This window comes from Clostridium subterminale (assembly GCF_039521425.1).
Classification (GTDB): domain Bacteria; phylum Bacillota; class Clostridia; order Clostridiales; family Clostridiaceae; genus Clostridium_J; species Clostridium_J subterminale.
Window position 1 is genome coordinate 387,257 of the sequence record NZ_BAAACI010000001.1, and the last position, 14,841, is coordinate 402,097.

Annotated in this window: 15 protein-coding genes and 1 other annotated feature; of the genes, 4 read left to right on the forward strand and 11 right to left on the reverse strand. The window is 29.2% G+C overall.

The window, feature by feature from the left end; all coding sequences use genetic code 11:
* Positions 1–63: 63 nt before the first annotated feature.
* From ABDZ93_RS02075 to ABDZ93_RS02085, 3 genes are read right to left on the reverse strand one after another with little or no spacing between them, the layout of a single operon-like run.
* A complete protein-coding gene (locus ABDZ93_RS02075; RefSeq protein WP_343823185.1) occupies positions 64–2,310 on the reverse strand; it encodes a heavy metal translocating P-type ATPase in 2,247 nt (748 codons plus the stop codon).
* Positions 2,311–2,334: 24 nt separating this feature from the next.
* Positions 2,335–2,688, reverse strand: coding sequence for an ArsR/SmtB family transcription factor (locus ABDZ93_RS02080; RefSeq protein ID WP_343823187.1), 354 nt, complete (start codon positions 2,686–2,688; stop codon positions 2,335–2,337).
* A gap of 58 nt (positions 2,689–2,746) precedes the next feature.
* Entirely contained in the window at positions 2,747–3,337 is a 591-nt protein-coding gene (locus ABDZ93_RS02085; RefSeq protein ID WP_343823189.1) for a DUF1836 domain-containing protein, read from the reverse strand.
* Positions 3,338–3,579: 242 nt separating this feature from the next.
* On the opposite strand from ABDZ93_RS02085, the gene trhA reads away from it, so the two are divergent.
* Positions 3,580–4,236, forward strand: coding sequence for a PAQR family membrane homeostasis protein TrhA (trhA, locus tag ABDZ93_RS02090; RefSeq protein ID WP_343823191.1), 657 nt, complete (start codon positions 3,580–3,582; stop codon positions 4,234–4,236).
* Positions 4,237–4,306: 70 nt separating this feature from the next.
* Here trhA and ABDZ93_RS02095 read toward each other — a convergent pair whose 3' ends face one another.
* From ABDZ93_RS02095 to ABDZ93_RS02105, 3 genes are all read right to left on the reverse strand, one after another.
* Positions 4,307–4,876, reverse strand: coding sequence for an FUSC family protein (locus tag ABDZ93_RS02095; protein WP_343823193.1), 570 nt, complete (start codon positions 4,874–4,876; stop codon positions 4,307–4,309).
* A gap of 82 nt (positions 4,877–4,958) precedes the next feature.
* On the reverse strand, positions 4,959–6,656 hold the full coding sequence (gene ade / locus ABDZ93_RS02100) for an adenine deaminase (RefSeq protein ID WP_343823195.1): 1,698 nt from the start codon (positions 6,654–6,656) through the stop codon (positions 4,959–4,961).
* A gap of 206 nt (positions 6,657–6,862) precedes the next feature.
* Positions 6,863–7,528, reverse strand: coding sequence for a ribonuclease H-like domain-containing protein (locus ABDZ93_RS02105; RefSeq protein WP_343823196.1), 666 nt, complete (start codon positions 7,526–7,528; stop codon positions 6,863–6,865).
* 220 nt (positions 7,529–7,748) lie between these two features.
* On the opposite strand from ABDZ93_RS02105, the gene ABDZ93_RS02110 reads away from it, so the two are divergent.
* Genes ABDZ93_RS02110 through ABDZ93_RS02120 form a run of 3 tightly spaced genes read left to right on the forward strand, consistent with a single transcriptional unit; the run spans position 7,749 to position 9,927 of the window.
* Positions 7,749–7,976, forward strand: coding sequence for a FeoA family protein (locus ABDZ93_RS02110; protein ID WP_343823198.1), 228 nt, complete (start codon positions 7,749–7,751; stop codon positions 7,974–7,976).
* A 1-nt stretch (position 7,977) separates the two neighbouring features.
* Entirely contained in the window at positions 7,978–9,756 is a 1,779-nt protein-coding gene (feoB, locus tag ABDZ93_RS02115; RefSeq protein ID WP_343823199.1) for a ferrous iron transport protein B, read from the forward strand.
* Between the two features lie 15 nt (positions 9,757–9,771).
* A complete protein-coding gene (locus ABDZ93_RS02120; RefSeq protein ID WP_343823200.1) occupies positions 9,772–9,927 on the forward strand; it encodes a FeoB-associated Cys-rich membrane protein in 156 nt (51 codons plus the stop codon).
* A 67-nt stretch (positions 9,928–9,994) separates the two neighbouring features.
* Here the strand turns inward: ABDZ93_RS02120 and argS are convergent, their stop codons facing one another.
* The 5 genes from argS to ABDZ93_RS02145 all read right to left on the reverse strand — a co-directional run bounded on the left by argS (position 9,995) and on the right by ABDZ93_RS02145 (position 14,835).
* A complete protein-coding gene (gene argS, locus ABDZ93_RS02125) occupies positions 9,995–11,689 on the reverse strand; it encodes an arginine--tRNA ligase (protein ID WP_343823202.1) in 1,695 nt (564 codons plus the stop codon).
* Positions 11,690–11,771: 82 nt separating this feature from the next.
* Positions 11,772–12,030: a binding site (T-box leader), on the reverse strand.
* Between the two features lie 144 nt (positions 12,031–12,174).
* Positions 12,175–13,755, reverse strand: a complete 1,581-nt coding sequence (locus tag ABDZ93_RS02130) for an ABC-F family ATP-binding cassette domain-containing protein (protein ID WP_343823204.1) — start codon at positions 13,753–13,755, stop codon at positions 12,175–12,177.
* A 111-nt stretch (positions 13,756–13,866) separates the two neighbouring features.
* Positions 13,867–14,127, reverse strand: a complete 261-nt coding sequence (locus ABDZ93_RS02135; protein WP_425544747.1) for a DUF1653 domain-containing protein — start codon at positions 14,125–14,127, stop codon at positions 13,867–13,869.
* Between the two features lie 35 nt (positions 14,128–14,162).
* Complete coding sequence (locus tag ABDZ93_RS02140; RefSeq protein WP_343823206.1) at positions 14,163–14,525, reverse strand: YccF domain-containing protein; 363 nt, start codon at positions 14,523–14,525, stop codon at positions 14,163–14,165.
* Positions 14,526–14,664: 139 nt separating this feature from the next.
* Positions 14,665–14,835, reverse strand: coding sequence for a hypothetical protein (locus ABDZ93_RS02145; RefSeq protein WP_343824547.1), 171 nt, complete (start codon positions 14,833–14,835; stop codon positions 14,665–14,667).
* Between the last annotated feature and the right edge of the window lie 6 nt (positions 14,836–14,841).

The following is a 14,841-nucleotide window of genomic DNA, read 5'->3' on the forward strand; positions in this document are numbered from 1 at the left end:
ACATTAAAGGGCTTTAATATATTTTTAATTCTTTTGTTTAGTATTTTCAAGTTAAACTTTTATTTATTCTTCCATCTTCATAGCTCTCATAGCATTTAATACTGATATTATTGTAACTCCAACATCTGCAAAAACCGCCATCCACATGTCAGTAATTCCTAATGCTGTTAGTACTAATACTACAGCTTTTATAAATAATGAAAATACAATATTTTGAACTACAATTTTTTGTGTCTTTCTAGCTATTGTTATAGATGTAGATATTTTTTCAGGATCATCAGTCATGATAACTACATCTGAAGCTTCTATAGCTGCATCTGATCCTATTCCCCCCATTGCTATACCTATATCTGCTCTAGCTAATACAGGGGCATCATTTATTCCATCTCCAACAAATATTAATCTTCCCTTCCTAGAAAGACCATTATATATTTTTTCTACCTCAATCACTTTTTCATGAGGCATTAATTCAGCTCTAACCTCATCAATTGAAATAACCTTTGTTACATATTCAGCAATTGTCTTATTATCTCCAGTAAACATAACAGTTTTCTTAATTCCTAGTTTTTTTAACTTTGCAATAGCCCTAGGTGAAGTATTTTTAATTCTATCAGAAATTACTAAACTTCCTACAAAATTATTATTTACTGCAACATATATAATAGTACCTACTTCATTTGATTTCACATATTCAATTTCAAGCTCTTCCATCAGCTTATAGTTTCCTGCATATATATATCTATCACCAAAATATATTTTTACACCTTTACCTGCAATTTCTTCATAACTCTTTATTCTTCTTTTATCAATAATAGCCTTTGTACTAATTTTTTTATAAGATTCTACGATAGATTTTGCAATAGGATGATTAGAATATATCTCAGCATGTGCCGCATATTCCATTAACATGTCCTCTGTAATAAATCCATAAGGATTAATTTTTGTAACTTCAAAGCTTCCTTCTGTTAATGTACCTGTTTTATCAAAAACCACCACTTCTGCTTTGCTCAATGCTTCAAGATAGTTTCCTCCTTTGACAAGCACCCCACTTCTAGATGCTCCTCCAATTCCACCAAAGAAACTTAAAGGTATTGATATTACAAGAGCACAAGGACAAGATACAACTAAAAATGATAACCCCCTGTATAACCAGGTATATAAATCTTCACCCATAATTATTGGTGGTAAAAAAGCTAGTAGAATAGCTAATATAACAACAATTGGTGTATAGTACTTAGCAAACTTTGTTATAAACTTTTCTGTTGGTGCTTTTTTATTTGAAGCATTTTCTACTAATTCAAGAATCTTTGATACCGTAGATTCACTAAACTCTTTAGTTATCTTAACTTCAATAAGAGAAGTTTTATTTATAGATCCAGCTAAAACCTCATCTCTTTCTTTAACTACTCTTGGTACCGATTCTCCTGTTAAAGCAGAAGTATCTATTTGAGAATCTCCCTTTACTATAACTCCATCTAAAGGAATTTTCTCACCTGGCTTAATAACTATTATATCACCAATACTTACCTCTTCTGGAGAAACTGAGGAAATATCGCCATTACTTAATTTTAAATTTGCATGATCTGGACGAATATTCATTAACTCTGATATAGAATTTCTAGATTTGTTAATTGCCAATTCCTGAAAAAATTCTCCTACTTGATAGAATAACATTACGCCAATAGCTTCTGGATATTCTCCAATTAAAAAGGCTCCTATTGTAGCTATACTCATTAAAAAATTTTCATCGAAGACTTGACCTTTTATTATATTTTTACCAGCTATAAGCAGAATATCTCCACCTATTACTAGATAAGCAGCTATAAATAAAAATATGCTTACCATATCCTTAATTAATACTCCTGTAATTGCAAGAGAAATTCCTATAATAAATTTTATTATTTGTTTCTTTTTAAACCCTTGTCCATGATTATGCCCATGATCATGGTTGTGATTATCAACATTAGAATCCTTGTGAGTAAACTTTTCTGCCTTGGCTTTACTATCATTTACATTAGAATTAATAATTTTTGTATTCCCCTGAACCTTAACATTTTTTTTATTTATAACATTTTTATCAATTTCTTTAACTGTAACTCCATGTTCAATTCTAGTAGATATGCTTTCTACATCATCAAATATTAGCTCCTTATCAATGTTCTCTTTAACTTCTAAAATAGCTTTTGATGTCACAGAGTTGACTACAGCACTTTGTATGTAAGGCAACTGATTTAGTTCACGTTCGATTTTCAAAGCACAATTTGCAGAATGTAACCCTTGAATTTCATAAAGTCTTTTTGTTTGTCCCATTATTTTACTCCCCCTCTTACTAGTTTATTCATTAACGTGGCTAAGTCCTTTATAGAAAATATCTTTAACATGATCATCATCTAAAGAATAATATACAACTTTTCCATCTTTTCTTGATTTAACAATCCTAGCTAGTTTTAATACTCTTAATTGATGGGATATAGCAGATTGTGTCATATTAGTTAAAGCTGCAATATCACAGACACAAGCTTCTGTATTTAATAAGATATTTAATATTTTTACCCTAGTAGGATCTGCCATAGACTTAAATAAGTTTGAAAGTCCTTCTACCGTATTATCACTTAAAGTTTTGCCTTTTAACCTATCAATAACTTCATCGTGTATGCAAGCTTGCATACAAACTTCTTCTTTATACATGTATTATATTCCCCTTTCATATGAATATTTGTTCATATGTTTATTTTATTCCTATTTTTTATTTGTTAAAATAAGTATCTATTATTTTTTCTGCAATTCTTTTATTTAAAGATGCTGAATTTAAAAGTGTTAATATAATCAATAATATTTTTTTATAATCCTCACATTCTTTAATAGTATCTTTTTCACATAAATTAGTTGCATCTTTGACAATTGAAGTTAGTAGCTCTCTTTCTTTATTAATTTGACTTTCCTTTAATAAAAGGTATTCATTATATATATTACTTAAATCAAAATTAGACTTTTCTTCCGATAATATCTCTACCATAGGGGTAAATAGTTTTTTTATATCAGCTATAGATAAAGTTTGCTTTAAATCATAAATTAGAATCATTAAAAGTATATGATCTTTAGAATATTTTTTATTTTTATTTTGAAAAAGTAATTTGTCTTTAGAATAGTTATTTATCATAGTCTTGGTTAAAATCTTGTCAGTAGGGTTTCTTTTTATATGCTCTAAGTTATTTTCAAATAATTGAATTACCTGATCCATATATAAATCGATATCTGGTATTTTATTAATATTAATCCTATCATCTAAATTCATATTAATTAGAAGTTCTTCTAAGTTTTCTATATTAAAGTTCACATAATCACCTCATATGTATATTTTCTTTTATTATAATATTATTAGTAGTAGTAGTAAATAATATTATAGATAAATATCAATGCTAAAATTCTATAGTAGTTTTACATATTTAATTCAAAATAATCATTAACACAATTTTAATATTTACAATATACATTTTTATAAACAACGTGTTATAATATACATATAATCTATATGTAGCATTCAAAACTACATGTGAATTTAATCTTAGGAGGTATAATATGACTAATTCAAAATTTAGAGAACCCTTTAGTGGATTTTCCCATATGTTAGGAGCTATAATTTCTTTACTTGGTTTATGTTTCTTATTATTTGCTCAACTTCATAGTAACAATTACAACATATATACTTTGATATCAACTGTTATATTTGGAATAAGCTTAATTCTACTCTATACAGCTAGCAGTGTATATCACCTTATTGTAGCTAAAGATTCAATAATAAATATCCTTAGAAAGATTGACCATGCAATGATATTTGTATTAATAGCTGGAACTTATACACCTATTTGCCTAGTTCTATTAGAGACACCAATTAGATACTATATGCTCACTATAATATGGGCTGTAGCTATAATTGGCATTCTTTTTAAATTATATTGGATTAATTGTCCTTCTTGGTTGTCTTCTGCTATTTATATTGTTATGGGATGGATGGCTATATTTATTTTTAATCCACTTTCAAAAGTTGTATCTAGTAGAGGCCTCTCAATATTAGTGTTAGGAGGAGTATTATATACTATAGGTGGAATTATATATTGCTTAGAAAGAAAAGGAAAACATAGAACTTTTGGTGCACATGAAATATTTCATATTTTTGTTTTACTTGGTAGTATTACCCATTATTATTTCATTTATAGGTATGTATTTAATCTATAGTAGTCGATTAATAAAATTTCTTAAAACAAAAACTACTGATTAATTGATAAATTATATCAGTAGTTTTTCACTATTTTGACTCTTTTATATCTATTTTTTCAGGAACTCTCATAATAAAATCTTCTATATCTTCATCTTCTGTTTTACTCTTAGCGAACTTAGAATCTAAAGGTGGAGAAATAATGTAATTAATTATTATTGATATGACAATCCCAACTATGGTATCAACTGTTCTTTGAAAAGCGTATAGAACTATATTTTCACTAGTCATAGTAATCATAATTACGCAAAATACAACACAAGCCATAGATATAGAGTCTTGCCATTTTAATATATTAAGTAATGTTATCAGAAATACCATTCCTAAGAAAAGCAAAAATATGTTACCTGGGTCTATTAGAACAGTTATAATACCAATTAAACCTCCCATTACAGTACCAAGTACCCTTGAAATTCCAGCATTAATCCCCTTCTTCACTGTAGTTTCCATAGAAATCAAAGCTCCTGTAGCCACAAAAAATGGTGATTGAAGATGGAACAATTCAGCTACAATTACACTTATTGCTGCCGCTAGAGCAGTTTTTATATTTCTCATACCAATATATTTCTTAAATTTGTTTATTGGGCTTAAATTCTTCAAGATTATATTCTCCTTAATTAATGTTGTTTACTTTTAAAGTATATAATACATATTATATATATTTTGTATTATTATGTCACTATCAATTAAAAGAAAGTTCAATAAACTTAAATAAATCATATAGAAATAATCCTTTACTTGTAAGCTTTACCTGTGGAATTACTGGTAAGCTCATAAAAGATAAGGTTATAAACGCATCCATATCAAGTTTTAGCCCATAGTTTCTTACTATCCTATTTAAATTTTTTAACTTATTGTATACATAATCTACAGGTGAATTAGTCATCAATCCTCCTATTTCTAAGGAAAGGCTATCAATTAGTACGCCTTCACTCACTATAGTAATTCCTCCACCTATGTCAATTAACTTATTTACCGCCTTAGACATATCCTTATCATTGTCTCCTACAACAATAATATTATGAGAATCATGGGCTATACTTTGAGCTATAGCACAGTTTTTAATACCTAATCCTGATAAATATCCTAATGAATAATGATTAGTATTTTTATGCCTCTCAAAAACCCCTATTTTTAAAATATCTTCATATTCACTCATATCTAGATATCCATCAATAATCTTACTAGGTTTCACTAACAGCTTAGTTTCAAGAGACCCTGGAGTTACACCAATTATATTTACTTGGCTTCCTTTAGAGGGTATTCTAAATGCCTCCTCTTTTACCTTTTCTATATTCATAGTATTTTTATTTTTAATAGTATAGGATAATTTCTTATAGTCATCTATTTCTCTACCCGACTTAATAACTTTATAAATATCTACCTTAGTTAAATCATTTAAAATGACCAGGTCAGCCTTATACCCTGGTGCTATAGCTCCTTTGCCTTTTATACCATAACAAGTATATCCATTATAACTTCCCATTATATATGCTTTTATAGGATCAACACCATTTTCTATACTAAGCTTAATAGCATTATTTATAGATCCCTCTTCAACTAAATCCTCTAAGTGCCTATCATCAGTGCAAAATAAAAATCTTCGAAAATTCTTATTGTTAACTACTGAAATTAAATCCTTTAAATTTTTAGCAGCAGAACCTTCCCTTATAAGAATATACATTCCTAATTTTACTTTTTCTAAAGCTTCTTCCTTTGAAGAACATTCATGGTCAGTTCTTACACCTGATAAAATATATTGATTAAGATCTTCATAAGAGATTTGTGGCGCATGTCCATCTATAATTTTATCTTTAAATGCATCCAGCTTATTCATCATGGAAGGTACTTGTTCTATAACAGAAGGTATATCCATTACCTCACCAAGACCTATTACTTCTGGTTTATCAAGAAACTTAGATAAATCTTCTGCACTTAAAATAGCACCATTCTCTTCAAATGACACCGCTGGTACACAAGAAGGCATCATAAAATATATATCCAAAGGACTTCTTTGTGCACTATCTAGCATAAAAGATATCCCATCCATTCCAAGCACATTAGCAATTTCATGAGGATCAGCTACTACTGTTGTAACACCATTCGTTAAAGCTACATTTCCATAAGATTCTGGAGTTGTCATGGAAGATTCCACATGAATGTGTCCATCTATGAAACCCGGACATATAATTTTAGATCTACAATCAATTTCCTTATTCCCCTCATATGAACCTATTCCTATAATTGTATCATCAATAATTCCTATGTCCCCTTCTTCTATTTCTTCAGTAAATACATTAATAAATTTCCCGTTTTTAAGTACTAAGTCACATTTTCCCTTTCCTATAGTAGCACCTCTACCTTTTCTTAATATTTCCATAATACCTCCTCTATCTTCTAAAATTATATGTATTTTATATACTATTATGAATTTATGTTACATCAAAGTTAATAAACTTATCTATGTTATTACCTCTGCTATTTCTCACATCTATTAATACGTGGAGTGCTACATAAAAACAATATATATAAAACTATCTCATAGAAAAATACAAATTTATATTCTTCTATGAGATAGTTTTTTTATTACTCTTGTCTGACATACTTATTCCATTGAGTATATATATGAAATAAACTAACCACATCTTGCATGTTATATAAAAGAATTTTTTCTTTCTTTTCCATGGGCATTCGTGAAAAATACATATCATCTTTCATTATCTTACTGAAGGTTTTAGCCAATGTAGAGCCACTTATAACTTCACTTTCTCTAAGAACACCACATTCACTCTCTAGCGCTTTAAGTCCTATTGACTTCTGCTTAACTTGCTCATATTTTTTTTGCAAATCTATACTTTTAAAATATTCTTCAACAGTATAATTTAACTTATATTTTTTAAATAGATAGTCAATTACTAGATAGTCATTATTTCCTGAAAAAGTAACAACATATTCTTTTTTTAGAGTATTTCTCATATTTTCAAAATACTCTTTTGATAAAGCAAGAATTTTCTCAAGTTCATGCTTATTTTCAATCATATACTGAGTAATTACCAACTTATTATTTTCTTCGTCATAATATCCTGCTCCAAAGACCCCTATGCATATAGGTTTCTTATAAACATAATGTTCTAAATCAAAGAAAACCGACTTTTTATAAAGGTCATTATCTCCGCTAATATTTAGACTCTGTTTAAATTCATCTTTCTCAATGTCTATAGTACTTTCTTTAACTATCACCTTACCACTCATTTCTTTAATAGGTATTGTGCTTCAAATATACTCCAAAGAAGCCTATATATAATTATATGTACTATAAAAATATATAATTATATTATATCACAAATAAATCCCTTTTATCTATATTATATATGTGTTTTATTAATATATACTTTAAGTTGACATCGGTTATCATTTAGAATATAATGTAAATATAGATATTGATAATTATTTTCATAAAGGAGTGATATTCATGAACGTTTTTAATTTAAAACCTGGTCATAAAGGATTAATTAAAGAACTTGCATGTGATGATAAATTAGCCAAAAGATTATTAGCTTTAGGGTTTGTTGAAGGAACAGAGGTTTTAGTTAAAAAAACCGCTCCTTTAGGAGATCCAATTATTATAAACTTAAGAGGGACAGACCTTGCTATTAGAAAAAAAGATGCTGAGTTGATTTTTATTAAGGAGGCAGTGTAATATGAAAGCCATTGCCCTTATTGGTAATCCTAATGTAGGAAAAACAACTTTATTTAATGCACTAACAGGTTCAAACCAATATGTAGGTAACTGGGCAGGTGTAACTGTAGATAAAAAAGAAGGTTATTTATCAAAGGATATAAAAATTGTTGACCTACCAGGTATATATGCAATGGATACCTTTTCTAATGAAGAAAAAGTGTCTAAAAACTTTTTATATACTGACGAAGTAGATTTAATTATAAATATTATAGACGGTTCTAATCTCGAAAGAAACCTTTACTTAACTTCTCAATTAACCAAATTCAATAAACCTATTTTACTAATAGTAAATATGATAGATGTAGCAGAAAGTAATGGAATTCATATAAATTACTCTGATTTATCTAAAGAATTAGGTGTTAATATAATGGCTATATCAGCTTCTAAAGGTGAAGGTGTAAAAGCAGTTAAAGATTTTCTTATTAATAAGGATTCCTTCGAGTCTTTAGATAAAACTATAAATTCTAAACATGAATTTGATAAAATGAATGAAAAAGAAACCTATGCATATATAGAAAACATTCTGAACAGATGTGTAGAAGGTAAAAAAACAAATATTAATACTGTTACTGAAAAAATAGATTCTATTGTCCTTAATAAGTTTTGGGCCTACCCTATATTTTTAGGAATTATGTTTATTATATTTAAATTTACCTTTGATTGGGTTGGTGGTCCTTTGCAAGAATTAGCTGATAAACTAGTCAATGAAGGGTTTGTATCTCTAATAGAAATACCACTAGCTAATACATCCCCTTGGTTTAAATCTTTAATAATCGATGGTATCATTGGTGGTGTTGGTTCCGTAATTGTATTTCTCCCAATCATATTAACTCTATTTGTAGGAATTAGCTTTCTTGAAGATAGTGGGTATATGGCTAGAACAGCATTTATTATGGACAAGTTGATGAGGAAATTGGGACTTTCGGGAAAGGCTTTCATACCCTTAATAATGGGCTTTGGATGTTCAGTACCAGGAATAATGTCTGCAAGAACCTTGGAAAGTGAAAAAGATAGAAAGTTAACAGCTCTGATTATTCCTTTTATGTCTTGTAATGCTAGATTACCTGTATATGCCCTATTTGCTGGTGCACTCTTTGCAGGTTATGAATCCTTAGTCATTTTTGGGCTATATTTCTTAGGCCTTATAGTAGCATTTATAATGGCATTTATATTTAAAAATACTTTATTTAAAAAAGATGAGGAACCCTTTATCATAGAATTACCTGAATATAAACTTCCTGAATTTAAAAGTTTAATGCTTCATACTTGGGAAAAAGGTAAAGGATTCTTAAAAAAGGCTGGGACTTTAATATTCTCTATATCTGTACTAGTATGGTTCTTATCAAACTTTAATATGAGTGGAATGGCCGAGATTAATGAAAGTTTCCTTGCATCTATAGGTAACTTCATATCTCCAATTTTTGCTCCATTAGGATTTGGTACATGGGAAAACTCTGTAGCACTATTAACAGGACTTATGGCTAAGGAAGTAGTTATTGGAACTCTAGGAGTACTTTATACTGGTGATTTAGCTACAAGCATTGCTGCAACATTTACAGTAGCCAGCGGTATTTCTTTCTTAGTATTTACTTTATTATATACCCCATGTGTTTCTGTCATAGCTACATTTAAAAAAGAATTCAGTGGAAAACTTGCTGTATTCTCAGTTATATATCAATTTATAGTGGCATGGATTTTTTCCTTCGGAATATATCATATAGCTTCACTTATATTTTAAAGAGGTGATAATATTTTGGAAATACTTATAACTATAGTTATTGTTGTATTAGCAGCCTTTATTCTTTTTAAAAACTTAAAGAAAAAATCTAAAGGATGTAATTGTGGTAGTTGTACCTCTAAGTGTCCTAGTTATGTTAATACAATAAAAAAACTTGATGATGATAAATAACATAATAAATAAAGAAAAATCCCTTGAATGATAAATTGCCAAGGGATTTTCTTTATATTAACCTTTATTACATTTCGTCTACTGTTTCAAGACCTATGAGATGTAATCCATTTTCTATTACTTGAAGAGTAGCTCTAACTAAAGCTAATCTTGTATTCTTTGTTACCTCATCTTGTGAATTAGATATATTTATAGAATTATAGAATTTATTAAAAGCTTTAGCAACATCTATAGTAAATCTTGTAACTATACTTGGTTGTAATTTATCTAATGCTTGCTTAATAGCATTATTTAAACCAGCTAAAGTTTTTACTAGTTCAAACTCTTCCTCCGAAGTAAGTTTACTATAATCAACTTCATCAGTACCTTCTCCTAGTTTTCTTAAAATACTCTTTCCTCTAGCATAAGTGTATTGAACATATGGCCCAGTTTCTCCTTCAAAGCTAAGCATTTCATCCCAATCAAAGATTATGTCCCTCTCTCTTGAGTTTTTAAGATAAGCAAAGACAACTGCTCCAATTCCTACCTTTTTAGCTACTTCTTTCTTACTCTCCAACGTAGGATTTTTCTCATTTATTATTTCTTCTGTTTTAACTACAGCTTCATTTAATAAATCCTCAAGGAATACTACATCACCTTTTCTTGTAGAAAGTTTCTTATCTGGGAAACGAACTAATCCAAATGGTACATGTATACAATCATCAGCCCACTCATACCCCATCTTTTTAACTGTACTAAATACTTGTTTAAAGTGAAGAGATTGATCCTTTGCAACTACATATATATTCTTATAGAAATCATAAGTTTTCTTTCTATAGAACATAGCAGCTAAATCACGAGTTGCATATATCGTAGCTCCATCTGCCTTTTTTATTATACAAGGTGGAATATTAAGTTCCTCTAACATAACAACCTTAGCACCGTTACTTTCAGTTAATAATCCCTTAGATTCAATCTCATCAATAACAGCATCCATTTTATCTTGGTAGAAGCTCTCACCAGCAAAAGAATCAAATTTAACATTTAACATATCAAATAATTTATCAAATTCCTTTAAGCTTAAGTCTTTAAATTTAGTCCATAGCTTAACTTCTTCCTCATTACCATCTTCAAGAAGCTTAAAATGCTTTCTCCCTTCATCATCAAGAGCAGGATTTTTTTCTGCTTCATCATGGAATTTTACATAAACCCTTAACATTTCTTTAATTGGTTCTTCCTCTAAAGCCTTCTCATCACCCCAATGATTATATGCATATATAAGTTTACCAAATTGTGTTCCCCAGTCTCCTAGGTGGTTTATTCCTATAGCATTATATCCTTGAGAATTAAATATTTTATAAAGAGAGTTACCAATCATGGTAGTATATAAGTGACCTACGTGGAACGGCTTAGCAATATTAGCTGAACAATATTCAACAATTACATTTTTGCCTTCTCCCTCTTTTGTATTCCCATAAGTCTCTTTTTCATTTAATACTTTTTCAATGATTTCCTTCATAAAATCATTCTTGGCTACAAAAAAGTTTATATAAGGTCCAAAGGCATCTATTTTTTCAAATCCATCTAAATTACCAAGTAATGCTTTTAAATCTTGAGCTATCATGTTTGGTGCTTTCTTCATAGATCTTGCTAATTGAAAACATGGGAATGCAAAATCCCCCATTTCTGGTTTTGGTGGGTTTTCAACAAGTTTTTCTATTGTTTCCTTTTCCATATCTATATGCTTACATAAATTCTCTGCTATTATATTTTTATAATCCATAATAAATCCTCCTTTTTTTCTTTCATCTCTTTTCTCTATAAAAACTTCAAAATGTATATAAAAAAACCGCCTCTTTCCATAGGAAAGAGGCGGTTATATAACCGTGGTACCACTCTAATTGACTTCTATAAAAGTCCACTCATAAATTTTTAACGCAACAGCGACTTACCCTACTAAGTAAACTTTTGGGGCAGCTTCTCCAAGGTTCTCTTCCTAATTTATTATTAATAAATTTCTTTGCAATTACTTGATAAGATTCTTTTATTCTTGTGAAGCTCACACCAACCTTCACTCGCTTTAAGAATTAATAAAGAAAGTACTGTCCTTTTCATAGAATTTCCATATTAAATTTTATATTATTTGTATTATAAATAAATAATGGTAAAATGTCAACTAAATAAATTAATATTTATACTAATAAGTATTTAGTTTATACATAATGATATTTAACCAAACATTATTATAATTTATTAACATACTATGCTCTATTTTAATTCTAGATACTCATCATAAGTCATGTTTTTATCAATTACACCACCAGGAATAATTTCTATTATTCTGTTTGCAACTGTATTAATAAACTGATGGTCATGAGATGTAAATAGTATAGTTCCAGCAAAGTTAATTAGTCCATTATTAACTGCTGTTATAGATTCTAGGTCTAAGTGGTTTGTTGGCTCATCTAAAATTAACACATTAGCTCCACTTAACATCATCTTTGATAGCATACAACGAACTTTTTCTCCTCCTGAAAGTACAGAAGCTTGCTTTAATGCTTCTTCTCCCGAGAATAGCATTCTACCAAGGAATCCTCTTATAAAGCTTTCTGCCTTCTCCTCTGAAAATTGTCTTAACCAGTCCACAAGATTTAAATCAAAACCATCAAAGAACTCTGAGTTATCAGATGGAAAGTAAGATTGAGATGTAGTTATCCCCCATTTAAAGCTTCCGCTATCTGGCTCCATTTCTCCCATTAATATTTTGAATAGAGTAGTTTTAGCAACACCATCACCTAAAAATGCCACTTTATCATTCTTATATATCATAAAGCTTACATTATCAAGAATCTTAACACCTTCAATGGTTTTACATAGATTTTCAACAACTAATAAATCATTTCCAGCTTCTCTATCGGCCTTAAATCCAACAAAAGGATATCTTCTTGAAGATGGTTTAATATCATCTAGAGTTAATTTATCTAATTGTTTCTTTCTACTAGTAGCTTGCTTAGCTTTTGATGCATTAGAACTAAAACGAGCTATAAAATTTTGAAGTTCTTTTATCTTTTCTTCTTTTTTCTTATTTTGATCCTTAGACATTTGTAGTGCTAACTGACTTGATTCATACCAGAAATCATAGTTACCAACATACATTTGGATTTTTCCAAAGTCTACATCAGCCATATTTGTACATACTTTATTTAAGAAGTGTCTATCGTGGGATACCACAATAACAGTTCCTTCAAAATCCATTAAAAAGTTTTCAAGCCAAGCTATAGATTTAATATCTAAGTGGTTGGTAGGCTCATCAAGTAAAAGAATATCTGGATGACCAAATAAAGCTTGTGCAAGTAAAACCTTAACCTTCTCTGAACCATTTAAGTCCTTCATTGCCTTGTAATGTAAATCTTCTGTTATCCCAAGGCCTTGAAGTAATGTAGCCGCTTCACTTTCAGCTTCCCATCCATTAAGGTCTGCAAATTCACCTTCAAGCTCAGAAGCCTTTATTCCATCTTCATCACTAAAATCCTCTTTAGCATAAAGTGCGTCTTTTTCATTCATGATTTCAACTAATCTAGGATGACCCATTATTACAGTTTTTAACACTTCCTCTTCATCATAAGCAAAGTGATCTTGCTTTAAAACTGCTAGCCTTTGACCTGGGGTTATACTAACTTCTCCTGTATTAGGCTCTATATCTCCTGCTAATATCTTTAGGAATGTAGACTTTCCTGCCCCATTTGCTCCTATTAATCCATAACAATTTCCTTCTGTGAACTTAATATTAACATCCTCAAAAAGTTTACGTGCTCCGTATCTTAAACTAACTCCTGTAGTACTAATCATAACGTTACCTCCAATTATCATTAAAAAAGTCTTACCCATTGGGTAAAACCTTTTGAACTATTCATTAAAACATACAAATATCATTATAACATAGATTCATCCTTTATACTATTATTTACTACGAATATTTTTACTTTCTACTGTTATTTCTTCAAATCTATACTTTTGTCCTGTTGGATTCACTTTATTTCTTGGTACTTCTTCTATAAACATATTATATGGTCTTACAAATAGTCCACATTCACCATATAATGCTCTATAAAGTACCATCTTCTCTTGGGTTTCTGAATTTATTACAAAATCCTCAAATAAATATAAGTCCCCCTTAAAATGTCTAAAAATTTTACCTTTGAATTCTGATATATCTCTCATAATTCCTCCAATATCACTAAATTAAGTTGAAATTTTTATACTACCTCTTTACCAAAAGGTGCCAAAGATAACTTGGCCATTTTCAAAGATTGTGCTGCAAAAGGTATTCCTATTATAGTAATAGAGAGTAGTAATGCACTAATCAAATTGGTTATTACAAGAGGTAACCCTCCAAATATCAACCATAGAATATTTAATAAAAATCCCATACTACTGTCATTGGTTGTGATAATTTCTTTACCAAATGGAGCAAATTGTAACTTAGCTAATTTAAAGCATTGCATTCCAACAGGGATTCCAACTATTGTTATACACCATAGTAACCCTGTTAAAAACCATTGTATACTAGCAATTAATCCTCCAAATACAAACCAAATAATATTTCCCAAACAACTCATAACATACTCCTTAAATAGCTCTAATAATTAATATAATATACAATTTAAGTATAATTGCAATGAAATTTAATAAAATTTAACAAGAATAAAAATAAGCTTAGATAAAATTAAATTTACCTAAGCTCCTTTTATAATATTCTTATTTATCTAAATTCTTATTTACTTTCTCTAAGTAATTCGTTTCACTGACAATTTTATTCTCAAAACTTTCTACGGCACCTTTAGTATAGTTACCAGCAGCCTTTGAATTCATCCCTTGGAAATTATTATTGTTTTTTAAGTTATTATCTTTTAAACTATTGTTACTCATTTGTTA